This window comes from Methylocystis sp., assembly GCF_051061225.1.
Classification (GTDB): Bacteria; Pseudomonadota; Alphaproteobacteria; order Rhizobiales; family Beijerinckiaceae; genus Methylocystis.
Window position 1 is genome coordinate 20,204 of record NZ_JBPFEB010000092.1, and the last position, 25,487, is coordinate 45,690.

Annotated in this window: 21 protein-coding genes; 13 read left to right on the plus strand and 8 right to left on the minus strand. The window is 66.0% G+C overall.

Translation table 11 applies throughout. From position 1 onward, the window contains the following. Positions 1 to 30 precede the first annotated feature (30 nt). The 3 genes from ACR652_RS15570 to ACR652_RS15580 form a co-directional block, all read right to left on the minus strand. Positions 31 to 1,389 (minus strand): lipopolysaccharide biosynthesis protein, encoded by a 1,359-nt coding sequence (locus ACR652_RS15570; RefSeq protein ID WP_434507390.1) that lies wholly within the window; start codon positions 1,387 to 1,389, stop codon positions 31 to 33. Positions 1,390 to 1,532: 143 nt separating this feature from the next. Beyond that, on the minus strand, positions 1,533 to 2,357 hold the full coding sequence (locus tag ACR652_RS15575; protein WP_434507391.1) for a glycoside hydrolase family 5 protein: 825 nt from the start codon (positions 2,355 to 2,357) through the stop codon (positions 1,533 to 1,535). Beyond that, positions 2,354 to 2,659 carry a hypothetical protein gene (locus tag ACR652_RS15580; RefSeq protein WP_434507392.1) on the minus strand — a complete coding sequence of 102 codons (306 nt, stop codon included), beginning with the start codon at positions 2,657 to 2,659 and terminating at the stop codon, positions 2,354 to 2,356. Before ACR652_RS15580 ends, ACR652_RS15575 begins: the two co-directional genes overlap by 4 nt. A 67-nt stretch (positions 2,660 to 2,726) precedes the next feature. Between ACR652_RS15580 and ACR652_RS15585 the strand changes: the two genes are divergently transcribed. From ACR652_RS15585 to ACR652_RS15615, 7 genes are all read left to right on the plus strand, one after another. Next, positions 2,727 to 4,856, plus strand: coding sequence for a GumC family protein (locus ACR652_RS15585; RefSeq protein WP_434507393.1), 2,130 nt, complete (start codon positions 2,727 to 2,729; stop codon positions 4,854 to 4,856). Between the two features lie 8 nt (positions 4,857 to 4,864). Further along, entirely contained in the window at positions 4,865 to 6,511 is a 1,647-nt protein-coding gene (locus tag ACR652_RS15590; protein ID WP_434507394.1) for a hypothetical protein, read from the plus strand. 60 nt (positions 6,512 to 6,571) lie between these two features. Next, a complete protein-coding gene (locus ACR652_RS15595; RefSeq protein ID WP_434507395.1) occupies positions 6,572 to 8,467 on the plus strand; it encodes an extracellular solute-binding protein in 1,896 nt (631 codons plus the stop codon). Positions 8,468 to 8,472: 5 nt separating this feature from the next. Next, a complete protein-coding gene (locus ACR652_RS15600) occupies positions 8,473 to 9,585 on the plus strand; it encodes a microcin C ABC transporter permease YejB (protein WP_434507396.1) in 1,113 nt (370 codons plus the stop codon). Positions 9,586 to 9,587: 2 nt separating this feature from the next. Beyond that, complete coding sequence (locus tag ACR652_RS15605; protein WP_434507397.1) at positions 9,588 to 10,754, plus strand: ABC transporter permease; 1,167 nt, start codon at positions 9,588 to 9,590, stop codon at positions 10,752 to 10,754. Next, positions 10,751 to 12,373 (plus strand): ABC transporter ATP-binding protein, encoded by a 1,623-nt coding sequence (locus ACR652_RS15610; protein WP_434507398.1) that lies wholly within the window; start codon positions 10,751 to 10,753, stop codon positions 12,371 to 12,373. The genes ACR652_RS15605 and ACR652_RS15610 overlap by 4 nt, the downstream gene beginning before the upstream one ends. A gap of 90 nt (positions 12,374 to 12,463) precedes the next feature. Continuing rightward, complete coding sequence (locus tag ACR652_RS15615; RefSeq protein WP_434507399.1) at positions 12,464 to 13,270, plus strand: phosphorylase; 807 nt, start codon at positions 12,464 to 12,466, stop codon at positions 13,268 to 13,270. Here the strand turns inward: ACR652_RS15615 and ACR652_RS15620 are convergent. The 3 genes from ACR652_RS15620 to ACR652_RS15630 are packed head-to-tail and all read right to left on the minus strand — an operon-like array spanning position 13,267 to position 16,005. Continuing rightward, complete coding sequence (locus ACR652_RS15620; RefSeq protein WP_434507400.1) at positions 13,267 to 13,764, minus strand: MaoC/PaaZ C-terminal domain-containing protein; 498 nt, start codon at positions 13,762 to 13,764, stop codon at positions 13,267 to 13,269. The two genes, ACR652_RS15615 and ACR652_RS15620, sit on opposite strands and share 4 nt — an antisense overlap. A gap of 4 nt (positions 13,765 to 13,768) precedes the next feature. Next, positions 13,769 to 14,620, minus strand: a complete 852-nt coding sequence (locus tag ACR652_RS15625) for an NlpC/P60 family protein (protein WP_434507401.1) — start codon at positions 14,618 to 14,620, stop codon at positions 13,769 to 13,771. Next, positions 14,617 to 16,005, minus strand: a complete 1,389-nt coding sequence (locus tag ACR652_RS15630) for a leucyl aminopeptidase family protein (RefSeq protein WP_434507402.1) — start codon at positions 16,003 to 16,005, stop codon at positions 14,617 to 14,619. The genes ACR652_RS15625 and ACR652_RS15630 overlap by 4 nt, the downstream gene beginning before the upstream one ends. Positions 16,006 to 16,091: 86 nt before the next feature. Between ACR652_RS15630 and ACR652_RS15635 the strand changes: the two genes are divergently transcribed. Beyond that, entirely contained in the window at positions 16,092 to 16,904 is an 813-nt protein-coding gene (locus ACR652_RS15635) for a tetratricopeptide repeat protein (protein ID WP_434507403.1), read from the plus strand. A gap of 245 nt (positions 16,905 to 17,149) precedes the next feature. Here the strand turns inward: ACR652_RS15635 and ACR652_RS15640 are convergent, their stop codons facing one another. Further along, complete coding sequence (locus tag ACR652_RS15640; RefSeq protein WP_434507404.1) at positions 17,150 to 19,951, minus strand: caspase family protein; 2,802 nt, start codon at positions 19,949 to 19,951, stop codon at positions 17,150 to 17,152. Between the two features lie 284 nt (positions 19,952 to 20,235). Between ACR652_RS15640 and ACR652_RS15645 the strand changes: the two genes are divergently transcribed. The 5 genes from ACR652_RS15645 to ACR652_RS15665 all read left to right on the plus strand — a co-directional run bounded on the left by ACR652_RS15645 (position 20,236) and on the right by ACR652_RS15665 (position 23,870). Beyond that, complete coding sequence (locus tag ACR652_RS15645) at positions 20,236 to 20,574, plus strand: P-II family nitrogen regulator (RefSeq protein WP_434507405.1); 339 nt, start codon at positions 20,236 to 20,238, stop codon at positions 20,572 to 20,574. A 25-nt stretch (positions 20,575 to 20,599) separates the two neighbouring features. After that, a complete protein-coding gene (locus ACR652_RS15650) occupies positions 20,600 to 21,943 on the plus strand; it encodes an ammonium transporter (RefSeq protein ID WP_434507406.1) in 1,344 nt (447 codons plus the stop codon). A 307-nt stretch (positions 21,944 to 22,250) separates the two neighbouring features. Further along, complete coding sequence (gene rplM, locus ACR652_RS15655) at positions 22,251 to 22,721, plus strand: 50S ribosomal protein L13 (protein WP_434507407.1); 471 nt, start codon at positions 22,251 to 22,253, stop codon at positions 22,719 to 22,721. A gap of 2 nt (positions 22,722 to 22,723) precedes the next feature. Further along, positions 22,724 to 23,206 carry a 30S ribosomal protein S9 gene (gene rpsI, locus ACR652_RS15660; protein WP_434507408.1) on the plus strand — a complete coding sequence of 161 codons (483 nt, stop codon included), beginning with the start codon at positions 22,724 to 22,726 and terminating at the stop codon, positions 23,204 to 23,206. A 196-nt stretch (positions 23,207 to 23,402) separates the two neighbouring features. After that, a complete protein-coding gene (locus ACR652_RS15665) occupies positions 23,403 to 23,870 on the plus strand; it encodes a cupin domain-containing protein (RefSeq protein WP_434507409.1) in 468 nt (155 codons plus the stop codon). 19 nt (positions 23,871 to 23,889) lie between these two features. On the opposite strand, the gene ACR652_RS15670 is transcribed toward ACR652_RS15665, so the two are convergent. Continuing rightward, positions 23,890 to 25,236, minus strand: a complete 1,347-nt coding sequence (locus ACR652_RS15670) for a peptide MFS transporter (protein WP_434507410.1) — start codon at positions 25,234 to 25,236, stop codon at positions 23,890 to 23,892. Positions 25,237 to 25,487 lie beyond the last annotated feature (251 nt).

Here is a 25,487-nt window from a genome sequence, read left to right on the forward strand (position 1 = left end):
CTCCCGCCGCTGACGTTCAGCGCGACGACATCAGGCCAGCGTCGGATGGCCCGCGCGCGCGGCAAGCTTCGCCCGCAGCGGGCCGAGCAGGCTGAGGATGGAGGGATCGACGCCAATCTCGCGGCGGCAGATCGCTGAAAGCAGCATGAACAGCGGCGCATTCACCAGCGCCCAGCCGAAGGCCGCGCCCGGCGCGCCGAAACGCCATGCAAGAACCGATGTGAGCGCGACGCGCAGCACGGTGGCGATGGCGATGATGCGCGAATAGAGTCTTTCCTGCCCCGTCGTCAGCAGAATCACCGACGCCGAGCCGCAGGTGGACATGATGAAGCAGCCCGTCGACAGAATGACGAGCGTCGGATAGTCGCTTGCAAAGCGCGCCCCAAAGATGGTCAGAAGCTTCGCGCCGAAAATGTAGATCAGCAGCAGCAGCGGCGCGAGCATCGTCGTAGACACGAGCACCAGCGACCGCAGGATCTCCTGAAGCTTCTCGACCTGCCCCGAAAAATAGAGAGTCGCGCTGCGCGACACCGTGTAGGTGTTGAGCCCTGTCAGCACCATCAGGAAGACATTGGCCAGACGCGCGGCAGCGAAGTAATCCCCCGCCGCCGCCGGAGAGGCGACATAGCCGATCAGCATCACGTCGAAATACATGCTCGCGGCTTCGAGAACGGCGGATTGCCACATTGGCCCCGACCGAGTGAGCCACGCGCGCCAATTGCCGCAATCGACCTCCTCCACATCATGCGACCGGTAAACCCGGCGCACGTGAAAGAGGGCCGCGCCAAACGAGAGGATTTGTCCCACGCCGGCCGCGAGAAAGAATTCCGCCGTCGTCAATCCCTGATGCAGCACCGCCCAGATCACGACCCCGAGCAGCAGAACGCGCCAGATCAGCTCCCGCGTCACCTCCGACACCACGAAGCTCGCGATGACCCGCGTCGAATGCGACGAATAATGCAGGATGGTCTGCGTCAGGAGGAAGAAGGCGGCCGCGAGCAGCGTCGTGCGGGTCACGCATGAAAAGAAGAGGGGCGCAAAAAGCCACAGGCCCAGAGCGAAGGCCCCGCCGAAGGCAAGCGTCATCACCCACCCGAAGCGATAGGCGCCCCAGGCCTGCCGGTAATCGCCGCTGCCCGAATATTCTCCGTAAGAGCGCGCAATCAGCGTGTCTTGCCCGAACACCGCCGCGACGGCGAGGAAGCTGATGGCGTTGAACCAGACGGCCAGATGGCCGAATTGATCCGCGGTCATGGCGCGCGCGGCAAGCGTGAAGACAGCGAGCGTGAGCAAGGCGCCGCACGCCTTGATCGCCATTGCGACAATGGCCCCCATCGCCGCCTGGCGCGATCTCAATTTGCACAGCAGAGCCGCAAGGCGCTCACGCATGGGTTGCACTCCAAAGCTCGCATGATCTTACACGCCGGCGAGTCTGGCGCAGCGGCATTTCACGATCGTGGTTAGCCGCAATGTAAACGGCTCGAATCCTGATAACGAACGACTCTAGCGCGTCGACGTAAAGACTTCGTCAGCTAGGGAGAGAGGAGCGCGCGCATCACGCCTTCATCGATTGCGCCGGCGCCGTCGAGAAGACCGAAGTCGGTCGCATAATCCCAATGCGCCCATCCAAATCCATGCGTCTCCGCCGCGCGCCGGGTCGCAGATAACCATGCAAGGCGGTGCAGCCGTTTCACTTTTCCCTTGAGAACGCCAAACTCGTTGATCATCACGGGCGCGGCGTGGCGCGTGCTCCATTGCGCGAGCTTCGCGAAGTCGCGATTGATGGACTCCGCGTCCCACGCCTGCGCGGCCATCTGGCGCAACTCTACTGCGAGGGGTTCGTCTCCCGCGGCGCTCGCCTGCCGCGCGAGCGCGAGGAGCGCCGGATCGGCCGCGCTGCTTGGAAAAGGCACGCCCGCCGCCCGGCCCCACGGACTGTCTGCTTCCCAATCGGCGCCCTGATGGGTGAAGACCATCGGATCATAGTAATGGCAGGCGTAGACAATCCTTTCGCCGGACAAGGGCTGCGACTCCGCAAGCGAGTCCCATCTCTGATAGGGCGCGGGGCCGACGATGACGTAGGTTTCGGGCAGTTGGCCGCGCACCTCCCCGATCAGCGCTTCGGACATCGGGCGCCAGACAGACTCGCTGGTCGCGGGCTCGTTCAGCAGCTCGACGAAAATCCGCTCGGCCGGCCATCGCGCGAGATGGCGGGCGAGGCGCGCCCATCCATTGATCAACACCAGTTGCGCCGACGCCGGGTTGCGCGCGAGAAGCGCATTGACGTCCCTGCCCGGATGCAGATCAATTGTGACCGCAAAGCCGAGCGCGAGAAGCACATCGACGGCGCGGCTCATGTCGTCCATCGTGCTGGCGATCGTGGCGGGACCGGAATGGCGGCCAGCACATTTTCCGCGACCACCGGAAGGCGCACGTGAGTCATGCCGAGCGCGCGCAAGGCCCGCAGCGTCTCGCGATGCGCGTCGCGTCCCGCACGCAGCGGCGCCTGGTCCGGCAGATTGAACCCACGCCGCAACGCCTCGGGCAGAGCGGCGCCCGCCGCGACGGAGGGCGATTGCGACGCCGCGCCCAGGAGGCCGGCGCCGACCGTCAACAGCGCGCGGCGTCGGGAGAGATGGCGATGCATCGCGTAACTCATGGTTAATTCTTTTCATATTCTATACAGCCACGATCACGCTGTGAACCGGAAACAATCTCTGGCGCCCATGACGAGAAGTTCCGAGCATGCGACGGGGCGCGGGCGCGTCGGGGACACGGCCGATGATGTGCTGGACCTGTGGCGCGCGCCTGCACGCCAGGGGCAGGCTCTCATCGACACTGCCGCCGTATGGCTCTTCCTGCGCCGCAATCTTTTGCGCCTCTGCGCCGTGAGCGCTGTGTCGGCGGTTCTGGCTTTTGGCTTCGCGCTGGCGTTCCTCACAAAATATTCCGCCACAGCGGTGCTGATCGTCGATCCACGTGCGGCGAAGGTGACGCGCGCCGGCGGCGTGATCTCCAACATCGGCGGCGACGCCGTCGCCATCGAGAGTCTGGTTCAGATTGCCCGTTCCGAGGGGTTTCTCGGCGAACTCGTCGATGAGCTCGACCTGACGAAGGACGTGGGTTTCGGCGGCTATGGCGACGATCCGGAGAAAGCGCGTCTGTCGGCGATCGACAGGCTTGCCGCCAAACTGTCGATCTCGCGGCGAGGCACGACCTATGTGATCGACATCACCGCCAGCGCGCCGACAGCGGAGGCGAGCGCCCGGATTGCGAACGCGGCGGCCAACAAGATTCTCAAGGATCAGACCGCGCTGCGCAGCGGAGTCAGCGCCGCGACCGCGCGCGAGATTGAAAGCCGGCTGAGCGAGCTTCGCGGCCGCGTCAGCCGCGCCGAAGAGGCGGCCGCCGAACTTAAGGCGCGTCTCAAGGTCACGGACGCCGGCCAGGGCAGCACGCTGCTGGAGCGCCGCATCTTCGAAATGAACCAGCAACTCGTGCTCGCCAGCGCCCGCACGGCCGAGGCGCGCGCGCATTTCGAGCTTCTCCGCAAGGCGGGCGCGACGGCGGGCGACAGTCTTCCCCAATCGGTCCAGTCGTCGGTGCTGGGCGCCCTGCGCGCTGAATATGCGCGCCTGTCGAGGCAGTCGGCGGATCAGGCGACGGTGCTCGGCCCGCGCCACCCCGCCGTCACCAGCCTCAACGCCCAGCTCGCCGACGTCAAACGGCAGATCGCGGCGGAGATCGGCCGCATGATGAGCGCCGCCCGCACGGAATTTCTGGAGGCGGAACAGCGCGAGGCGGACCTCTCGCGGCAACTGAAGACCGCGCAGACGGAAAGCGGCGAACTCGGTCCGCAGATGGTGAAGCTCGACGAGCTCGAACGCGAGGCGAAGGCCGAACGCGCCGTCTACGAAGAACTACTCAACCGTGAGCGCGAATTGCTGCAGGTGAAGGACCTCGAACCGAGCGACATCCGCTTCGCCTCGCGCGCGACCCCGCCGGCGCGCCCGTCGCCCGGCCGCGCCATCCTCGCCGTCGGCGCCCTCTTCGTCGGACTGCTCGTCGGCTTCTGCTACGTGTTCGCGCGTGAATGGAGGCGGCGCACGATCAGGACCACGGCGCAGGCGGCGCGTCTCGGCGATGTCGAGCCCCTCGCCTTCCTGCCTCTGCTGGCGCCGAAAGTCGGAAAGACGTCCGAGGCCGTCAAAGTCCCCGATCTGACGCCCTGGCTCAGGGAACTTTGCCGCGATCTCGTTCCGCGACGCGGCGGCGACAAAGGGCGGCTCATCCTGGTCGCCTCGGCGAAGCGGGGGGAAGGACGCTCGACCGTCGCCGTGAATCTTGCCGCCTCTCTGGCCAAGGGCGGGCAACGCACGCTGCTGATCGAGGCGGATCGCGCAGCCCATGTCAAAAAGCCGCCCTATGGGCTGCTCGATGTTCTGAGCGCCGGCGAAGGGCTGAGAGCGGCCTTCGTCGAGCAGCGCGCGGATGGCTACACGCTGCTGCCCTATGGCGGCCGCAGGGTCAAAACTCCGGACGCCATCGGCGCCCTGATGAACAGCGTCACGTTGCGGGCGGCGCTCTCGCTTGCGCGGCGGTGGTTCGACGTCATCGTCATCGACGGTCCCCCGGCTCTCGACTCCCCGCATGCGCGCTTTCTCGCGAGTCTCGCGGATGAGATCCTCTTCGTCGTCGAGTGGGACAAGACCAGCGACGTCGACGCCGCTCTCGCGCTCGAACGTCTGGAGGCGACGCAGGCAGGGCTTCTGTTCAACAAGACCGACGCCGCGCGGCTGAAGCTCTACGACCCGGAACAGTCGCGCCAGCTCGAAAGCGTCAGGCTCGCGGCCTGATTGCCTCCATGAGCAACGCCCGGCCCCTTCCGCGCACAGACCATCCAAAGGCGGAGACGCAGACACAGGCGATCACACAGCTCGGCGCCGGCCTTGCGCTGGCGTTCATCGTCACGGCCGCGCCGGTCCTGCTGCATGTGATCAGCCAGCCCGTCGCAATCCTCTTCTGCATCGCCGCCGCCGCATTGGTCGTTCGGGTCTTTCAGGAGCACATTCTCACGGTCGTGCTGACGGCGAACATTTTCCAGAACGTCTTCGTCTCTCTCGTGTCCCCGAACTTCACGGACTTCTCGGACATCGAGCCGCTCAAGAGCTATAATTTCATCACGACGATCTGCGTCTGGGCCGGGGTCGCGCTCCAGTTCGTCTGGCGCCGGGAGTCCTATTCGCCCCTCGTGCGGCGCATGATCCTCGTCTCGATCGTCGTGCTCGGCCTCGTCGGCCTGTATTTCGCGGCGGGACTCGCGATCAACAGCCGCAACGCGATCATCTACATGCGCAACATCGGCCTTCCGGTGCTGATGTTCCAGCTCTTTCTCGTCGTCGGGGCCGAGCGCCGGGTCGATCTGCCGTCGATCGTCGCGGCCGTGCTGGGCCTGACCTTGCTGTGCGGCTACATGGAGCTCGCCTTTACGGATACGTGGCTGACGCTCACCAATGGCTGGACTTACAATACGCTGAACGCCGCCAAGCGCCTCGTGGACATGCAGGAGATACAGGCCAACGCGAAGGAAGGCAGAGTCATCACCAACGCAATCGAATATTCGCAGTCGAAATTCCTCAATCTGGGCCTTCCGGGCGCCTTCGATTTCATGGTGGCGCGCCTGCAGGGGCCGAATTTCCATCCGATCAGCTTCGGCTATCTGCTCGCGACGCTCATCGCCTTCTCGATCATCGACGGCTATGCGCCCATCGGATTCCTGGCCGTGCCGCTGCTGCTGGCGACGAGCGCCAAGGGACCCCTCGCGCTTCTTCTTGCGTCGCTGGGCGTCTATTGGCTCGCGCGGCGTGTCGGCGCACGTCGCGCGGTCGCGGCGCTGGCTCTCGTGCTCTGCGCCTATGCGGTTATCGGCGTCGTCTCCGGCAGGTCCAGTGGCGACTATCATGTGCTCGGCCTTCTGGGCGGGCTCAACGGCTTTCTCAAATTTCCCGTTGGCCACACGCTCGGCGACGGCGGCAATCTGTCCGTGCCGGATTTCAACGCCATCGACTGGAGCAAATTCCAGCAGGACGGCGCGGCGTCTCTCGCCGTGGAGAGCGCCGTCGGCGTGCTGTTCTTCCAGCTTGGCGTGGCGGCGGCGGCGGTCCTCGCCTTCTATGTCTGGATCGCGCGCATCGCCTGGCGTCTGTTCGACGCCACCCACGCGCCGGCGCTCGCCTTCGCGGGCGGGGCGACTCTCACCCTGCTCGTCAACGGGCTGTTTCAGGAGGAAGCCTATTTCTCGCCGCTCTCGCTTGGTCTTCTGATGTCCTTCGTCGGACTCGTCCTCGGCTCTGTCGACCGCGAGATCGTCGCCCGCCGCTTCGCCCGCGCGCAACCGGCAGGCAAGCTGGCGCGGGCCTCCCTGCATCACGACGCCGCTTTGGGGTTTGCGCCGCCGTCGCCGCCCGGCCGCGTCAAGCGCCCACTGGCAAGCCGCCCAAAACCGACATAATCTTAGGGGAATCATCGGCCGCGCGACGACGCGCGCCCCTTCCCTGCCCGAGGTGGTTTTTTGGCTGATCTTCCCTTCCGCTATCCGCTCTCCCGCCGTGGCCTGATCCGCGCCGGCGCCCTTGGCGCGACAAGCCTGCTGACGCCGCGGGTTTTCGCAAAGGACGCGGCGAAGGCGCAGCCCGCCGCCCCCGTCGCGGGCGAGATCGAGAGCCATGGCCTCTCCACCTTCGGGGACCTCGCCGAACCGGCGGATTTCAAACATTTCGGCTATGTGAACCCCGATGCGCCGAAAGGCGGCGTGCTGGCGCTGTCGCCGCCGAGCCCCACCTACGACACGTTCAACGCCTATGTGCTGCGCGGCAACCCCGCCACCGGCATGTCGCTCGTCTTCGACAGCCTGATGAACCAGAGCCTCGACGAGCGCGACGCCTATTACGGCCTCGTCGCCAAAAAGGTGCGCATCTCGCCCGACAAGCTCACTTATACGTTTCTGCTGCGCAAGGAGGCGCGCTTCCACGACGGGACGCCGCTCACGGCCCATGACGCGGCCTTCTCCCTGAATATTCTCAAGGAAAAGGGCCATCCGGTCATCAGCCAGATGCTGCGCGATCTCGAAAGCGCCACGCCCGAGGCCGATGACGTCCTCGTCGTCAAACTCGCGCCCGGCCGCACGCGCGACCTTCCGCTGAATGTCGCCAGCCAGCCGATTTTTTCGAAGGCCTATTACAAGGACCGCGACTTCGAGGCCACGACGATGGAGCCGCCGCTCGGCTCGGGCCCCTACAAGGTGGGGCAGTTCGAGCAGGGCCGGTATATCGCCTTTCACCGCGTGCCGGATTACTGGGCCAAGGACCTGCCGATCGCGCGCGGCCAGGGCAATTTCGACGTCGTCCGCTTCGAATATTTCGGCGACTCGCAGGTGGCCTTCGAGGCGTTCAAGGCGGGCGCCTTTACCGAGCGCGAGGAGAATATCGCCCGCGTCTGGGCCACGGGCTATGACTTCCCCGCCTTCAAGGACGGCCGGGTGAAGCGCGCGACGTCGCCCAACAACAACATCCCCAACATTCAGGGATGGATGTTCAACACGCGGCGCAAGATCTTCAAGGACCCGCGCGTGCGCGAGGCCATCGGCTACGCCTTCGATTACGAATGGACCAGCCGCAACCTCATGTATGACGCCTATAAGCGCATCTCCTCCTATTTCGAAAACTCGGAGCTGGCGGCGCGCGGCCTGCCCAGCGACGCGGAGAAAGCGCTGCTGGAGCCCTGGCGCGCAGAGCTTCCGGCCGAGGTCTTCGGCGAGCCCTTCATGTCCCCCGTCTCCGACGGCTCGGGCCAGGATCGCGCCCTGCTCAAGAAGGCGAACGATCTCTTCGTCGCCGCCGGCTGCACCCGCAAGGACGGCGTTCTGCGCCTGCCCGACGGGACGCCGCTCGAATTCGAATTTCTCGACAATTCGAACGTCTTCGAACGCCACACCCAGCCCTTCATCAAGAATTTGAAGCTTCTCGGCGTGACGGCGCGCATCCGCATCGTCGACGCCGCCCAGTACAAGAAGCGGCTGGAGGACTTCGATTTCGACGTCGTTCACGACGTGATGATGATGGCGTGGAACCCCGGCGAGGAGTTGCGCGCCTATTTCAGCTCCAAGACCGCGAATGTGAACGGCGCGCGCAATCTTGCTGGGATTTCCAATCCGGCGATCGACGCTTTAGTTGACAAGGCGCAGCAGGCCGCCACGCGCGAGGAGCTCGTCACCTGCTGCCGCGCTCTCGACCGGGCGCTGCGCTCGCAGCGGTACTGGATTCCGCACTGGTACAATCCCGTGCACCGCTACGCCTATTGGGATCTCTTCGGCCAGCCCGAGCGTCAGCCGAAATTCGACACCGGCGTCCTCTGGACCTGGTGGTACGACGACGACAAGGCGAAAAAGATCAACTTCACGGGACGCTGACGCACATGGGAGCCTATATCGCCCGCCGGGTGCTGCTGATGATCCCGACGATCCTCGGCATCATGCTCATTTCCTTCGTGATCGTGCAGTTCGCGCCGGGCGGACCTGTCGAGCGCATCATCGCCCAGCTTCAGGGCTTCGACGTCGGCGCGACCGGCCGCTTCTCGGGCGGCGGCGGCGACGTGGGCCAGGGCGCGGCGACGCAGGCCGGGCCGATGGCCGCTGAAAGCGCCTCCAAATATCGCGGCGCGCAGGGGTTGGACCCGAAATTCATCGCGGAACTGGAAAAGCAGTTCGGCTTCGACAAGCCGGCCTGGGAGCGTTTCCTGCTGATGGTCAAGAATTACGCGATGTTCGATTTCGGGCGGAGCTACTTCCGCGACGAGAGCGTCATCAAGTTGATCGGCCAGAAGCTGCCCGTCTCCATGTCGCTCGGGATCTGGATGACGCTCCTGTCCTATTCGATCTCCATTCCCCTCGGCATCGCAAAGGCCGTGCGGGATGGCAGCAGATTCGACATGTGGACCTCCAATCTCGTCATCGTCGGATATGCGATCCCGAGCTTTCTCTTCGCCATGCTGCTCATCGTGCTCTTCGCGGGCGGCTCCTTCTGGCAGATATTCCCGCTGCGCGGACTGACGTCGGATGATTTCGACCAGCTCACGCTGCTCGGCAAGGTGAAGGATTATCTCTGGCACATCGTGCTGCCGGTGAGCGCCATGACGCTCGGCGCCTTCGCCACCCAGACGTTCCTGACCAAGAACTCGTTCCTGGACGAGATCCGCAAGCAATATGTGCAGACGGCGCGCATGAAGGGGCTGACGGAGAACCGCGTGCTGTACGGCCACGTGTTCCGCAACGCCATGCTCATCGTCATCGCCGGTTTTCCGGGCGCCTTCGTGCACGCCTTTCTCACCGGCTCGGTGCTGATCGAGACGATCTTCTCCCTCGACGGCCTCGGCTATCTCTCCTTCGAGAGCATCGTGAACCGTGATTATCCGGTGGTTTTCGCCAATCTCTACATCTTCGCGCTGGTCGGCCTCGTCGTGAATCTTCTCTCCGACCTCACCTATACCTGGATCGATCCGCGGATCGATTTCGAGACGCGCGAGGTCTGATCATGAGCGTAGCAACCGAGACTGGCGTCCGCCTCGCGCCGCCCATCGCCCGCGAAGGTCTGCTTCGGCTCTCGCCGCTGGACCAGCGGCGGCTGGCCAATTTCAGGGCGAACAAGCGCGGCTATTGGTCCTTCTGGCTCTTCATGGCGCTCTTCGTCATGTCGCTGCTCTCCAATATCCTCGCCAATGACCGGCCGATCCTGGCCTGGTACAAGGGGGAGCTGCTCTTTCCGGTTTTCGTGACCTATCCGGAAGAGAAATTCGGCGGCTTTCTCGCGCGGACCGATTATCGCGATCCGACGATCGAAAGCGAGATCAAGGCGCATGGCTGGATGCTCTGGCCGCCGGTCCGCTACTCCTACGACACGCATAATCTCGACCTGCCCACCCCCGCGCCGTCGCCGCCGACCTGGATGCTGAGCAAGGCGCAATGCGAGGCCGCCGCCGCCAAGCTGCTGAAGCCCGGCGAGCCGAACCGGGGCTGCTCCGCCATCGAATGGAACTGGCTCGGCACCGACGATCAGGGCCGCGACGTCGTCGCGCGCTTGCTGTACGGCTTCCGTATCTCGGTGCTGTTCGGCCTCATCCTCGCGACGATCTCCTCGATCGTCGGCGTCGCGGCCGGAGCGGTGCAGGGCTTTTTTGGCGGTCGGGTCGACCTCGTGTTTCAGCGCTTCATCGAAGTCTGGTCCTCGCTGCCGCAGCTTTACCTGCTGATCATCATCTCATCGTTCCTGACGCCGGGCTTCTTCGTCCTGCTCGCCATTCTGCTACTGTTTTCATGGGTGTCGCTGGTGCATGTCGTGCGCGCCGAATTTCTGCGCGCCCGCAATTTCGAATATGTGAACGCCGCACGGGCGCTGGGGCTGACCAATTTCACAATCATCTGGCGCCATCTTCTGCCCAACGCCACCGTGGCGACGCTGACCTTCCTGCCCTTCATCCTCAACTCGTCGATCACCACGCTGACGGCGCTGGATTTTCTGGGCTTCGGCCTGCCGCCCGGCTCGCCCTCGCTCGGCGAGCTGCTGCTGCAAGGCAAATCCAACCTCCAGGCGCCATGGCTCGGCCTGACCGGCTTCGCCATCATCGCTCTGATGCTGTCGCTGCTCGTCTTCATCGGAGAAGCCGTGCGCGACGCCTTCGACCCGAGAAAGAATTTCCGGTGACCTCCGCCCCCCTCCTCGACATTCGCAACCTCTCCGTCTCCTTCCTTCAGGGCGGACGCGAGACGAAGGCCGTTGACGGCGTCTCGTTTTCGCTGGAGCGCGGCAAGACGCTCGCGCTCGTGGGCGAGTCCGGTTCCGGCAAATCGATCAGCGCGCTGTCCATCGTCCGCCTGCTGCCGCCCGGCGCCATGGCGACGGGCGAGGCGCTCTTCGGCGGGCGCGACATGCTGACGGTCAGCGAGAGGGAGTTGCGGTCCATTCGCGGCGCGCGCATTACCATGGTCTTTCAGGAGCCCATGACCTCGCTCAATCCACTTCAGACCATCGAGCAGCAGATCGCCGAGATTCTCGAGCTTCACGGCATGCAAGGTCGCGAGGCCATGCGTTCGCGGGTGATCGAACTGCTCACGGAGGTCGGCATCCCGAACCCGGAAGCGCGACTGGGCGCCTATCCGCACCAGCTTTCGGGGGGGCAGCGGCAGCGCGTCATGATCGCGATGGCGCTCGCCAACAAGCCGGACCTGCTCATTGCCGACGAGCCGACCACCGCGCTCGACGTCACCGTGCAGGCGCAGATCATCGCCCTCCTGGAACGCCTGCAAAAGACCTATGGCATGGCGATCCTGTTCATCACCCACGACCTCAATCTGGTCCGCCGTTTTGCCGACTCCGTCTGCGTGATGCAGAAGGGACGCATCGTCGAGAGCGGCGATGTCGCCAGCGTCTTCGCCTCCCCACGCCATCCGTACACAAAGGCGCTGCTGACCGCCGAGCCCAAGGGCGACCCGATCGTCGAAGACGAGACGGCGCCCGTCGTCATCTCCGCCGACGATCTGCGCGTCTGGTTCCCCATCAAGCACGGCTTCATGCGCCGCACCGTCGATTACATCAAGGCCGTCGATGGCGTGACGCTGAATGTGCGCGCGGGCGGAACAGTGGGCGTCGTCGGCGAATCCGGCTCGGGGAAAACGACGCTGGCGCTCGCCATGTTGCGTTTGATCCGCTCGGAGGGGCCGATCGTCTTCCTCGGATCGCGCATTGACGGCGACAGCGTGGCTCAGATGCGTCCGCTGCGGCGGGACATGCAGATTGTTTTCCAGGATCCGTACGGCTCGCTGTCGCCGCGCATGTCCGTCGCCGAGATCGTGGCGGAGGGCCTCACGGTGCAACGGCCGGAACTGACTCTCGACGAACGCCGGGAGATTGTCGCGCGCGCGTTGATGGAGACCGGCCTCGATCCGGCGACCATGGACCGCTATCCGCACGAATTCTCCGGCGGCCAGCGTCAGCGCATCGCCATCGCCCGCGCCATTGTGCTGGAGCCGAAATTCATCGTGCTCGACGAGCCGACATCGGCTCTGGACATGTCCGTGCAGGCGCAGATCATCGACCTGCTGCGCGATCTTCAGCGCCGCCGCTCTCTGGCTTATCTGTTCATTAGCCATGATTTGCGTGTCGTGAAGGCGCTGGCTGGCCATCTTATCGTCATGCGACACGGGAAAGTCGTCGAATCCGGACCCGCCGCCGCCGTTTTCGACAATCCCACGAATGACTACACGCGCGCCCTCTTCGCGGCGGCCTTCCGCAATCAGGCCGCGCCAATTAACAGCGACGCTTAAGCGAATTGTTAAAGTCGACGTAATTTATTCAAGTTCGCGCAGGCTTTGCCTGCGACATTCATTTTTAGCATTGTGATTGAGAGGCAAGATATGACAACGCCCGCCGGGGACGCCGCTGCGATTATTCGGGCCCGTTGCCAGATAGACTCCGTTGAAAGCGCCATCATCCTCGGGCCGATCTTCTACGGCGCCGCGGATCTCGGCGAACGGGTGGCGGCCATCCCCTACGCCGAGCTTCCCGGCTTTCCGACTGGCGCAGGCCTGGAGGACGGAGAGTTGATCGTCACCAGCATCGAGGGTGCGCTGACGGCGGTCCTCAAAGGCCGCTCGACGTTTTACGACACTGGCGATCCGAGCCTGATGGCGGGGCCGATCGAGACGCTGACCCTCCTCGGCGCCCGCAGTCTCCTGTGTACGGGGCTGGCGCTTTCCGTGCAGGCTGATCTGTTGCCGGGCAACCTCGTCGCGGTCACGGACCATATCAATTTCACCGGGCTGAACCCGCTGATCGGCGCGCCCTCGGGCGGCAAGTCGATCGTCAACATGAACGAGGCCTACGAGAGACGCCTCATCCGGCGCATGAAGACCGCCGCCGCGGCAAGCGGCGTGTCCATGCACGAGGGCGTCATGATCTGGTTCTCCGGCCCGAGTTTCGAGACGCCCGCGGAGGCGAAGATGGCGCGCCTGCTCGGCGCCGAGATTCTCGGCTGGACGATCGTGCCGGAGTGCATCCTGGCGCGTCGTTACGGATTGCCTTTCGCGGGCCTTGCTGTCGTGACTGATTTCGCTGCCGGATTCTCGTCAGGCAATCCGAATCCGGATTTCACACGCGGTCCGGCGGCCGCCGGCGTCGTCGCGGCGAAGCGGCTGATCCGCGGCTTCTCGAAGGCGCGCTAGACTGTCTTCATGCGAACGTCGTCCGCGCCGCTGGTCTCCCGCCGGCGCGGATCGCGGTTGATCAGCATGGTCGCGCGCAGCGTCTGCACCACCCTGCCCGCGCGATCGAGCGTCTTGCTGTCGAAGGTCGCGAAGCCGCGCTCGGGGCTCGATCGCGAGAGACGCAGGCCGGTGATCTCGCCCTCGATATGCAGGCGGTCGCCGGGGCGCACGGGACGTTTCCAAGCGATCGTCGTCTCCACGCCCACGACGCCGCCGGGGAAGGTCGCGCCGGAGCGTTCGAGCAGATGGCGCACCGTCGCGGCCGCAGTCTGCCAGCCGCTGGCGACCAGCCCGCCGAACATGCTCTCCCGCGCCGTGAAGGGATCGACGTGGAAATACTGCGGATCATTGTCGCGGGCGAAGCGGATGATCGCCTCCTCCGTCACCTCCTCGGGCTCGGAGACGAAGCGCTGTCCGACATGGAGATCCTCGAAGTAGAGACTCTTCGTCATTGCACTACCAGCTCAGGCGCCTCACGCCGGTGACCTCCCCCGCGCCCGCTTCGAGATTGCGGGCGCGCACCAGCGCCAGCGGCTCGCTCGACACCAGCATATGCGTCCCGTTTGCGTGCAGGAGCGTTTCCGGGTCGCGCATCAGTCCGACATGGCCTTTCCAGAAAACGAGGTCCCCGCGCGCCAGCGGCGCGCCCGGCTCGACAGGCGCGCCGAGCTCCGCCTCCTGCATGTCGCTGTCGCGCGGCGCCTTGCGCCCGGAGGCGGCGAGCGCAATCTGCACGAGGCCGGAGCAGTCGACGCCGCTGACCGACTTGCCGCCCCATAGATAGGGCGCGCCGATCAGCGTTTCGGCCACCGCGACGAAATCCTGCGCGGGCGCGTCCAGCGGCGCGAGATGCGTGCGCCAGACGAAGCCCCTGTCGCGCGTCACGAGAAAATTGTCGCGTTCCTCGACGATGCAGACATCCGCGCTGAGCGGCAGGGCGAGCAGCGGCGGCTGCTTGATGCTCGCGGCAGGATAGACGAAGGTGCGCGGCACACAGACGCGGTGCGTGGGCGCGCTCAATTCGCTCCATAGGGTGTTGGCGCCGATCCAGCCGACATAGCCGTCGCGCGCGAGCTGCGCCCATGCCCAGCCTTCCTCCTCGTCATAGACGGTCACGCGCTCGCCATAGAGAGCCTGCGTATCGACGGCGGCGTCGGGGCGCGGTTCGCGACGCATGTCCACGACGCCTTCCTTCACCTCCATCACCGCGCCTTCCACATAGCGTTCGGCGGTGACACGGCCTCTCAGATAGGCCGCCGCAAGGTCGGGGCGGGCGGGCGTCAGCCGCCGGTCCGGTGTCGCGCTCACTTCGTGGCCCCCTTCGCCGCGCGCTTTTCGATGAGATCGTAGAGCAGCCGCGCGCCCTGCACTTCGCCGCCTTCCGGGCGGCCGGGCCTGGTTGACGGATTCCAGCAATAGACGTCGAAATGCGCCCAGCGCGCCGGCTCGCTCACGAAACGCCGCAGGAACAGCCCCGCGACAATGGAGCCCGAGAAGCCGCCGCTCGTCACGCTCACCACGTCGGAAATCTTGCCGTCGAGCCCGCTGTCGTAATTGTCCCACAGCGGCAGACGCCAGACAGGATCATTGGCCGCGCGGCCGCAGGCGGCGATCTCCTCGGCGAGCGCGTCGTCGCCCGTGTAGAAGGGCGGCAGCTCCGGCCCGAGCGCCACGCGCGCGGCGCCCGTCAGCGTCGCGAAATTGAAGAGAAGATCGGGGTTGTCTTCGCTGGCGCAGGCGAGCGCATCGGCGAGAATGAGCCGCCCCTCGGCGTCGGTGTTGCCGATCTCGACGGTCAGCCCCTTGCGGCTGCGATAAATGTCGCTGGTGCGGAAGGCGTTCGCCGAAATGGAATTCTCCACGATGGGCAACAGCACGCGCAGCCGCACGGGAACCGCGCCGTCCATGAGCATGGCGGCGAGCGCGAGAGTCACGGCCGCGCCGCCCATGTCCTTTTTCATCAGCGCCATGGCGGACGACGGCTTGATGTCGAGACCGCCGCTGTCGAAGCACACGCCCTTGCCGACGAGCGTGACTTTCAGCCCGTCCTCGGGTCCATGGGTGAAGTCCACGAGGCGCGGGGCCTGCGCCGCCGCCCGGCCAACGGCGTGGATGAGCGGGAAGTTCTCGGCAAGCAGAGCCTCGCCGACGATCACCCGCGCGCTCGCGCCATGTCTGGCCGCGAGCGCCAGAGCGGCTTCGGCCAGCGCCTCCGGTCCCATGTCATTTGCGGGCGTGTTCACGAGATCGCGGCCGAGCGCCACGGCGGCGGCGATGCGCTCGACGCGGGCGCGGTCGACGCCCTCGGGCGCGCACAGGCGAGGCTTCTCGCCTTTCGACGCGACGTAACGGGTGAAGGAATAGCTGGACAACAGAAAGGCGAGCGCCGCCTGCTGCGGATCGGAGACGTTCGCGCCGAGCCGATACAGCCCCGGCGGCAAGGCGGCGGCGAGCTTGCCGGCGAGGAACGGGTCGCGCTTCTTCGCCCCCGGCTCCTCGACGCCGAAGAAGACGCGCGGCGCGGCGCCTTCGAGCGCCGGCGAAACCAGCAGGCTTCCGGGCTTCGCCTCGAAACCCGTCGCGGCGGCCAGCGCGGAGACGGCCGCCGGCAGGGTCTCCCTCATCTGCGGCCAGCCCGTCCTGTCAACAAAATCGACGGCCGTCGCCTCGGCGGACCAGTCTTCGAGCTTCATGGCTTCTTCCTGTTAAGCTTCCGTTAGGGTTAACGGTTTATTGCCAGGCGAGGTGTTGCATCAAGACATACGGAACCATCTCCGCCGTGACAAAGTCGCCCCATCCCCCGTCCCGGCTTTGCGCGTTGCTGACGCTCCTTGCGCTCCTGAGCCTTCCCGCCTGCAACAGGGAGTCGCTTGGCGACGTTACGGGGTCCATCGGCGGCTCCGCAACGGCCCTGCCCACCGACGAAGCGGCGTTGCGCCGCTACGCCGAAGACTGGAGCCAGCGCTATGACCGCAACCCGAAGGACAAGGCCACCGCGATGACCTATGCGAAGGCCCTGCATGCGCTGGACCAGAACGCGCAGGCCGTCGCCGTGATGCAAGGGCTGGCGATCACCTATCCCGAGGATATGAAGGTGCTCGCCGCTTATGGCAAGGCGCTCGCTGACGCAGGCAAGCTTCAGCAGGCTGCGGAAATTCTCGAAAAGGCCCATACGCCGGAGCGCCCCGACTGGTCGGTGCTGTCCACGCAGGGGTCCATCGCCGATCAGCTCGGCGACCACGAAGGCGCCCGCGGCTATTACGAGGCCGCGCTGAAAATCCGCCCCAATGAGCCGACGGTTCTCTCGAATGTCGGCCTGTCCTATGCGCTGGCGAAAAACCTTCCGCGCGCCGAAGAAACGCTGCGCCTCGCCGCCGCCCAGCCGACGGCCGACCGGCGCGTGCGGCAGAATCTGGCGCTGGTGCTCGCCTTGCAGGGCAAATTTCAGGAAGCAGAGGATTTGTCCCGCCGCGACCTCTCGCCCGAGGACGCCGCGCAGAACGTCGCCGCCATCCGCCAGATGATCTCCCAGTCGGACACGTGGCGGGAGATTCAGGCGGGCGCGACCAGGAAGCGAAGCGCCGCCCGATGAAAATGCCCTCCGAGTCGGCGTCGGAGGGCAAGTGACAGAGGAAGGCGTAAAGCGGACTCAGGAGTTCACATTGCGACTCGTGCGGGCGATGTAGATCGCCGCTCCCACCACCATGGCGAGCATGACCGCGGGAATGATAAAGCCGTTCATAAGGGCCTCCAGTTGCTTGCGTGAAGCGCCTTCTGTTTACCCGCCCTCGTGAACGCTTTGACGACGGGCGGGTAACGGTCGCGTGAACGGAGACGTCAGCGCATGCCCCCGAAACCGGGCGGCCCGCCGCCGTCGCCGTCATGGCGACGGGGCTCTTCACGCGGACGCGGTTGCGCCCCCGGCTGCGGCCAGCCGGACGGCCGCATCGGCGCCATGCCGGAGGGCGGCGGCGGGCGGTCCATCGCGGGTTCGCGCATGGCTGGTTCGCGCATGACTGGCTCGCGCATGGCGGGCGGAGGGGCCTCGCGCATCTGCGGCGGGACGCCGCCGGGGTAGCCGGCGCCCTGATGGCGCGGGAATGGCTGGGCGTCCGGACCCGGCACGGGCTCGGGGCGTGGCGGCGCGGCGTCGCGCCGCATGCCGCGCATTGGCGCGCCCATTTCGCGCATTGGCGCGCTCTCGCGCATGTCGGGCATGTCCATCGGCGGGGGACGCATGCGCGCCGGCGCGCGCGTCTCGCCGCCCATCGGCTCGCCGAACATGTCGCCGCGCGGCCGGCCAGGAGGCCCGCCGAAGCCGCCGTCGATGTCCTGCGGCTGGCGCGGGGGATGAACAGCTCTCGCCCCCGGCGCCCGGCCCTCCCCGGCGAAGGGGTTGGACGGACCCCGGCCCGGCTCCATGCCGGCCGGCGGCAGGCGCGCGGGCCTGTCTGCGCGCGCCGGGGACGGCGGCTGCATCCGCTCAAGACGGCCGGGCTCGCCCCCGTCGCGCGGCGGGGGCATTCCCCCGCCGAGGGGATCGACGCCCTGAATCTTCTCGTGGGTCTGTGGATGACTCGCGGCGCCCGGCGACACGCGCTCGGGCCGACCCGGTCGCGCCGCGCCCGTCGCCGGCGCGGTCAGTGCAGGATCGCCGGCCGGGAGACCCGCCGGGAGCCCCCGTTTGTCATGGCCAACCGCCTCGCGGCCCGGCGCGCCGGGCGGCGGCGCGGATCGCTGGCTCGGCATGGCCTGCCCGTCCGCCGGACCTTGCGGCAGCACGTGCTCTTTCGACAATCCGGCGGGAAGCCGCGCGCCGGAGACGCCGGCTGGCGGCTCCCCCGCGCCGATCCCGCCGGGCGCGCCGTCGCGGGCGCCCGGATGCGGTCCCATCGGACGCTGCGTCGCCACGCCGGCGCCCGGCGCGGGAAGCGCCTGATCCTTCGCGGGCGCGCCCGGCGGAAGTGGCGCGGGCGGATGCTCGCCACCGGGACCCGCAGGCCCGCCGGGTTGCGGCCGGGCGTCGGGCGCCATGGCGGGAACCGGCCCGCCGGGGGGCGGAACGGCCCCCTGCCCCATGCCGGCGGGCGCCGCCGCCGGGTTTCGCCGGGCGATAAAATTGGGCAGCGTCGCGCCGACGGCGACGGCAGCGGCGCCCGCGCCGGCCGCCGTCAGCGCCTCCGTGGAGATCACGGCGCCGGTCGGGTTGCGCACCACGACCCGGTTTTCCTCCGGATTCACCACGACGGCGTTGTGCACATTGTTGAAGATGAAATTGGCGGGCGGCGGCGCGATATAGGGCGGCGGGCGCTCCCAGACGGGGATCGGGACATAAGGCGGCGCCGGCAGCACATAGGCCTCCGTCACCACGATCGGCGGCGGCAGGATGATGAAGTCCGGCGGCGGCGGCGGCAGAAAATAGACCGGCGGCGGCGGGGGCGGCGGAAAGTCCCAGATCGGGTCGGCGAAATACATCACCGGCTGGTCGATGAAGACGAGTTCATCCGGCGGCGGCGGCGGATAGCCGTAATCGACCATCGCGAAATCCGGCGGCGGCTCGAACTCGTAGCGAAGCTCCGCGAGACGGCGGCGCGCGTCCCAGGCGTGCGGGCCTTTCGGATAACGGCGCAGATAGGACCAATAGGCTTCTGGCGTATCCATGACGCGGGAGCGCCGCCAGGTCAGCGCCTCGCGGCGCGCGGCGGCCATGGCCCGCGCGCGCTTCACATAGGGCGACGCCGGATAGGTCGCGACATAATCCTGATAGCCTTGCAGCGTGTCTCGGCGCAGCGCGGCGGAAAAGCCGTCGTCCGGTCCGAGCGCGCTGATCGGCTGCGACATCCGGGCCAGATCCTCCTTGCGCGGCGGGGCGCCGGCCTCGCGCTGGAAGAACACGAAATCGGTCTCGACGCGCTGAGAATTCCACGGAATTTGGGCGCCCTTGGTCTTCTCCGAAACGCGCAGACGCGCGTTCTCGAAGACCTCCATCAGCGGCCGCCCGCCGTCGCGCATCATTTCCGCGAGCGCATGGGCGTAGGGGCCGTAATCGCCGCTCGCTTCCGGCGCGATCGTCCCCGGCGCGGCGTTGAAGGCCAGAAGCGTCTGACCGCCGGGCTCGTACAGCGCAAGGCCGCCGGCGAGGGGCTGCCCCGCCAGCTTGAAGGGAGAGGCGCGCGCCGCATCCAGCGTCACGACGCTCAGCTTCGCGGCCGAGGTCGCCAGCGGCTTCAGATAATCCGACACGCGCAGGCCCCGCAGCGGTATGTCGGCGTCGCGAGCAATCTTCGCGTCGACGGACAGAATGTAGTTTTCGCCTTCGAGCTGGAGGCCGTAACCAGAGACATAGACGAAAGCGACGGCGTCCCGCCCCGCCTCGTTGACCTTGTCGAGAAAGTCCCGGAACGCCTGTTTCAGCGCCGCCTCTTCGAGGTCGCGCGCGCCGGTGACGTCGAAACCCGCGGCCTGGAGCGTCTGCGCGACGAGGCCCGCGTCATTGGCCGCCGTGGCGATGGGCCTGGCGGGATAGGCCGCCTCGCCGATGACCAGCGCGAGGCGGCGCTCCGCCGCATCCGCGCCCCGTCCCGCCGCGAGGGCGAGCAGCGCGACGATCGCTACCGCCACTGTCCGAAACAACTGCATCACTGGCCTCCCCGGGCGCGTCAGCCTCGCATTCACTGTCCATTCAGCAGCTTCGTGGCTGAACGGATGCTGAACTATGGGAGCCCGCGAACGGCGGCCCAGCGGAGACTTCACGCCAATTCTTTGAACATTTTGTGGATTTTTTGAGCGATGGGCGCCCGCGCGGCGCCCATGCCCGGCAAGGCGCCCGTTCTCACGCCGCTTCGTTCATTCGTTGCGCAGTCTGGCACGGAGATTGCTGACAGAACGCCCATCCTGCATTCCACAACAGCAGTCATGCCCGAATGAAAACCATCACAGCGATTATCAAACCCTTCAAGCTGGACGAAGTGCGTGACGCGCTCATGGGCGTCGGCGCCCATGGCATGACGGCGACGGAGGTCAAAGGCTACGGGCGGCAGAAGGGCCATACCGAGATCTACCGCGGCGCGGAATACATGATTTCCTTCCTGCCGAAGGTCAAAATCGAGGTGGCGGTCACCGACGATCTGGCCGATCGCGTCGTCGAGGCGATCCGCAAGGCCGCCCATACCGGCCAGATCGGCGACGGGAAAATCTTCGTCACCCCGCTGGAGCGCGCCCTGCGCATCCGCACCGGCGAAGCCGACAACGACGCGCTCTAAGACCGCCAATCGAGAGAAGAGAACCATGCGCCATTCCCATTTTGCGGGACGGATGACGTCCCGCGCGCGGGCCGGACTGTCCTCGGCCGTCGGCGCGGCCCTGCTGGCGACCCCCGCCTTCGCGCAGGACGCGCCGAAGATCGACGGGGCCGACACCGCCTTCATGATCGTCGCGACCGCGCTCGTGCTCATGATGACCCTGCCGGGTCTCGCGCTGTTCTACAGCGGCATGGTGCGCAAGAAGAACGTCCTCGCCACCATGGCGCAGAGCCTCATCGCCACGGCGGTTGTCTCGCTGCTGTGGATCGGCGTCGCCTACAGCCTGACCTTCTCGGGCGACGGCGCCTATCTCGGCGATATGGCGCGCGTGATGCTCAGGGGCGTCGGCCTGGAGACGGTGAGCCCGCTCGCCAACACCATCCCCGAAATTCTGTTCATGGCCTATCAGATGACCTTCGCGGTCATCACCTGCGCGCTGGTCGGCGGATCCGTGGCCGAGCGCATGAAATTCTCGGCCTTCATCCTCTTCTGCGTCGTCTGGCTCTTCATCGTCTATGTGCCCTCGGCGCACTGGGTGTGGGGCGGCGGCTTTCTTCAGAAGATTGGCGTTCTCGATTTCGCGGGCGGCACGGTCGTGCATATCAACGCCGGCGTCGCGGGTCTCGTCTGCGCGCTGGTCATGGGCAATCGCGTCGGCTTCGGCCGTGAAAACCTCTCGCCCTTCGATCTCTCGCTGGCGGTGATCGGCACCGGACTGCTGTGGGTCGGCTGGTTCGGATTCAACGGCGGCTCCGCGCTCGGCGCCAATTCACGGGCCGTCTTCGCGATTGTCGCGACACATCTCGCCGCCTGTTCGGGCGCGCTGGTGTGGAGCGGGCTGGAGTGGCTGGAGCGCGGCAAGCCTTCGGTGCTCGGCGTCGTCTCCGGCGCGGTGGCCGGGCTCGGCACGATCACACCCGCCTCGGGCTACGTCCTGCCGTGGCACGGCGTGGTGATCGGCCTGATCGCGGGCGGCGTCTGCTACTGGTTCTGCACGGTCGCCAAGCACAGGTTCCATTACGACGACACGCTGGACGTCTTCGGCGTCCATGGCGTCGGCGGAATCATGGGCACGCTGCTGGCGGGCGTCTTCGCGACCCGCGCGGTGACGGCCTCCGAGTCGAGCCCCGGCGTGGCGGGCCTGCTGGAGGGCGACCCGCATCAACTCGTCGTGCAGGCCGTCGGCGTTGCGGTGACCGTCGTCTGGTGCGTCATCGGCACGCTGATCACGCTGAGGATCGTGTCGCTGTTCACCAAGCTGCGCGTCACCAGCGACGACGAGCGCGAGGGTCTGGACATCGCGCTGCACGGTGAAGCGCTGCATCAGTAAAGGGGCGACCGGAGGGAGGGTTTTCTGCTTTTAAGGGCAGACGACGTCCGTTGTATCGGCGCCGCCCGCCGCCTTCGCCAGCCGCCGGTCGAACGTCACGAAGCCCACGCTGCGCCCCTCTGGGCAAGTGGAGGGCGTCGGCGAATCCGCCCTGCCCAATGCGGTATTAAATTACCCTATACTGTCTTTACCAGAAAATCTGCGGCGCTCCGGGCGCTCACAGCGCGGAAAACCGCTTGACCCGCGCTCGCGCACCCCCTATTTACCGTCCATCCGAACAGTTCGTTCAGACGGAATTCGAGATCCCATGTACGGCAAGACCTATTCGGCGAAACCCGCCGACATCGAAAAGAAATGGGTGCTGATCGACGCCTCCGGGCTCGTCGTCGGCCGCCTCGCCTCGCTGATCGCGCTGCGTCTGCGCGGCAAGCACAAGGCCACCTTCACTCCCCATATGGACGACGGCGACAACATCATCGTCGTCAACGCCGACAAGGTCGTCCTGACCGGCCGCAAGCGCGACCAGAAGGTCTATCACCACCACACCGGCTTCCCGGGCGGCATCAAGGAGCGCTCGGCCAAGTTCATTCTGGAAGGCCGCTTCCCCGAGCGCGTGCTCGAGAAGGCCGTTCAGCGCATGCTGCCGCGTGGCCCGCTCGGCCGTCAGCAGCTCGGCAATCTGCGCGTCTACAAGGGCGCCACGCATCCGCACGAGGCGCAGAACCCGCAGACGCTCGACGTCGCCGCCCTGAACGCCAAGAATAGCCGGAGCGCCTGATCATGGCCGAGACCACCCTCTCCTCGCTCGCCGACCTCAATCAGGCGGCTGTCGCCGCCGCGGCCGAAGCGCCCAAATACGAGCAGAAGCTCGACAAATACGGCCGCGCCTACGCCACGGGCAAGCGCAAGAACGCCGTCGCCCGCGTTTGGGTGAAGCCGGGTTCCGGCAAGATCACCGTCAACGGCCGTGATCTCGACGTTTACTTCGCACGCCCCGTCCTGCGCATGATCCTGCAACAGCCGCTCGCTGTCGCCAAGCGCACGGGCCAGTATGACATCATGGTGTCGGTGGCCGGCGGCGGCCTCTCGGGCCAGGCGGGCGCGGTGCGCCACGGCCTCGCCAAGGCGCTGACCAATTACGAGCCGGAGTTGCGCTCGCCCTTGAAGAAGGAAGGCTTCCTCACCCGCGATTCGCGCGTGGTCGAGCGCAAGAAATACGGCAAGCGGAAAGCCCGCCGCAGCTTCCAGTTCTCGAAGCGCTGATACGGGCGCGCTCTTCTGGATTCGACATCGAGCCGGGCCATGCGCCCGGCTTTTTTTGTCGCGAGGGCCTCGAGGCGAAACACGTCAACTCGATCGTTCTCGGGAACGTCGGCGCAGCGTTTTCCTGTTCCGTTGGCTATTTGCTTCGACATATGCTGACCCAAAATCGAGAGTAGCTTCGCGGAGATTATCGCTCATGCGCGCACCGCTTTTCGCCGCCGCCATCCTCCTCACCTCTCCGACTCTCGCCGCCGAACCCCATATCATCGGCGCCAAGGACGGTAAGGACGTCGTCACGATCCGCGCGCCGGAGGCCTCGACCTCGAAACAGGCGCTGCCCTTCTTTCCGGGCGTCTCCAACAAGAACGCCGGCGCCAAGGGGCTGTCGCTCTTGAAGGTCGTCATCCCGCCTGGCGCTTCCGCGCAGGCCCACGTCCACAAGGGCCATGAGTCGGCGATCTATCTGCTTCAGGGCACGGTCGAGACGCGCTACGGCGAGCATTTGGAAAAGAGCGTCGTCAATGTCGCCGGCGATTTCATCTACATCCCCGCCGACGTGCCGCATCAGCCGACCAATCTTAGCAAGACTGAGCCGGCCATTGGCATCGTCGCCCGCAACGACGGCGACGAACAGGAGCATGTCATCCTGTTGCCGAAGAAATAGCGGCGAACGGGGACGCTTTTCAGTCTAAATGATTGAGGAGCGACCGCCCTGCCGCCTCCACGATGATTGCGCCGGCGACGCCGAGAGAAGCGATCAGCAGGAAGAAATCCACGCTCGCGAGGCTCGACCAGAGCCCGCCGAGCCATCCCGCCAGGAAATTGCCGAGAAACATCGACGTGAACCAAAGGCCCATCAGCGCCGAGCGCGCGCCTTTCGGAGCCAGGCGGGAAACGAGCGACAGTGTGATCGGCGAGAAATGCAGCTCCGCAAGAGTGATGACGACGAAATAAGCCAAAAGCCAAAGCCAGCTTGTCTTTTCGCCCTCGCCGCTCCAGGCGGCGAGGGCCATGATTACATAGCTCGCAGCGGCGCCCAGACAGCCAATAGACAGCTTGCGCATGGTCGAAGGCTCTCGGCCGCGCCGCGCCAGCTGCCCCCAGAAAGCGACGAGTGGCGGGGTGAAGAGAAAGATCATCAGCGGATTGAAGGCCTGAAACCAGGTGACGGGAATTTCCGCGCGCCAGCTCAGGAAGCCAACGCCGCGATCGGTGAAATGGTCCGCCCAAAGCGCGATCGTATTTCCCTGCTGCTCGAAGGCCGCCCAGAACAAGGCGGAGGGAAGGAAGAGCAGCAGGATAGGTAGAAGCGCCCGGCTAAGCGGCGGTCCCTCTTCGTCGCTCGCAGCGTCGCGCGCGCTCAGCGTCGGCGGATCGGGCGGGAGATGGGGGCGGCCGAGGAGATAAGTGGCTAGTCCGATAGCCATCCCGACCCCCGCGCATGCGAAGCCGTAATGCCAGCCGATTTTCTCTCCGATCGTCCCGCAAACGAGCGGCGCGAAGAAAGCGCCGACGTTGATGCCGACGTAGAAAATTGAATAGGCGCGGTCGCGGCGCGCGTCGCCTTCCGCATAAAGCTCACCGACCTGCGTGGAAATATTGGGCTTGAAGGCGCCGCAGCCCAAAGCGATGAGCGCCAGCGCGACGAGAAAAAGCGGCTCCGACGCCATCATGAAATGGCCTGTCGCCATCAGCCCCGCGCCGAGCGCGATCGTTCTCGCGCGCCCGAGCAGCCGATCGGCGATAAACCCGCCGAGGATCGGCGTCAGATAGACGAGCCCCGTATAAAGCCCGTAGATTTGCGAGGCGAAAGGCTGCGGGGCGAGCGGGCCGGCAAAAAACTCCAGGCCGCGCTTCAACTCGACCAGCCCCAGCGCTTTTTCCATGCGCGCGGGCTCGAGAAGATAACCCACCATGTAGAGAACGAGAAGCGCGCGCATCCCGTAATAAGAAAAGCGCTCCCACATTTCCGACGCGAAAAGATAGGCAAGCCCGCGCGGGTGGCCGAAGAAACGAGACGAATCGAGCATTTTCTCGGGAATTCTCCGTGCGGTCGAGACGCGGATTCACGCGAGCAAAACCGGAATGCTTAAAAGACCCCAGCGTCCAGACCCGCGGCAACCAGCATGCCGAGCTCCCGGCACGCGCCGATGAAATCCTCGCGCCATTCGCCGCGGCAGATCAGCGACGCATTGGCGTGGCAGGCCAGGCGTTTGATCAATTGCAGTCCCGCCTTCTACAACGACCAGATGATCCGGCTGTCCGACCTGCTGGTAAGGCA

Excerpts from the sequence above, each read along its gene's own strand:
- ACR652_RS15570 (WP_434507390.1), bottom strand. The coding sequence starts at position 1,389 with ATGCGTGAGCGCCTTGCGGCTCTGCTGTGCAAATTGAGATCGCGCCAG.
- ACR652_RS15575 (WP_434507391.1), bottom strand. The coding sequence starts at position 2,357 with ATGAGCCGCGCCGTCGATGTGCTTCTCGCGCTCGGCTTTGCGGTCACA.
- ACR652_RS15580 (WP_434507392.1), bottom strand. The coding sequence starts at position 2,659 with ATGAGTTACGCGATGCATCGCCATCTCTCCCGACGCCGCGCGCTGTTG.
- ACR652_RS15585 (WP_434507393.1), top strand. The coding sequence starts at position 2,727 with ATGACGAGAAGTTCCGAGCATGCGACGGGGCGCGGGCGCGTCGGGGAC.
- ACR652_RS15590 (WP_434507394.1), top strand. The coding sequence starts at position 4,865 with ATGAGCAACGCCCGGCCCCTTCCGCGCACAGACCATCCAAAGGCGGAG.
- ACR652_RS15600 (WP_434507396.1), top strand. The coding sequence starts at position 8,473 with ATGGGAGCCTATATCGCCCGCCGGGTGCTGCTGATGATCCCGACGATC.
- ACR652_RS15605 (WP_434507397.1), top strand. The coding sequence starts at position 9,588 with ATGAGCGTAGCAACCGAGACTGGCGTCCGCCTCGCGCCGCCCATCGCC.
- ACR652_RS15615 (WP_434507399.1), top strand. The coding sequence starts at position 12,464 with ATGACAACGCCCGCCGGGGACGCCGCTGCGATTATTCGGGCCCGTTGC.
- ACR652_RS15620 (WP_434507400.1), bottom strand. The coding sequence starts at position 13,764 with ATGACGAAGAGTCTCTACTTCGAGGATCTCCATGTCGGACAGCGCTTC.
- ACR652_RS15630 (WP_434507402.1), bottom strand. The coding sequence starts at position 16,005 with ATGAAGCTCGAAGACTGGTCCGCCGAGGCGACGGCCGTCGATTTTGTT.
- ACR652_RS15640 (WP_434507404.1), bottom strand. The coding sequence starts at position 19,951 with ATGCAGTTGTTTCGGACAGTGGCGGTAGCGATCGTCGCGCTGCTCGCC.
- ACR652_RS15645 (WP_434507405.1), top strand. The coding sequence starts at position 20,236 with ATGAAAACCATCACAGCGATTATCAAACCCTTCAAGCTGGACGAAGTG.
- ACR652_RS15650 (WP_434507406.1), top strand. The coding sequence starts at position 20,600 with ATGCGCCATTCCCATTTTGCGGGACGGATGACGTCCCGCGCGCGGGCC.
- rplM (WP_434507407.1), top strand. The coding sequence starts at position 22,251 with ATGTACGGCAAGACCTATTCGGCGAAACCCGCCGACATCGAAAAGAAA.
- rpsI (WP_434507408.1), top strand. The coding sequence starts at position 22,724 with ATGGCCGAGACCACCCTCTCCTCGCTCGCCGACCTCAATCAGGCGGCT.
- ACR652_RS15665 (WP_434507409.1), top strand. The coding sequence starts at position 23,403 with ATGCGCGCACCGCTTTTCGCCGCCGCCATCCTCCTCACCTCTCCGACT.
- ACR652_RS15670 (WP_434507410.1), bottom strand. The coding sequence starts at position 25,236 with ATGCTCGATTCGTCTCGTTTCTTCGGCCACCCGCGCGGGCTTGCCTAT.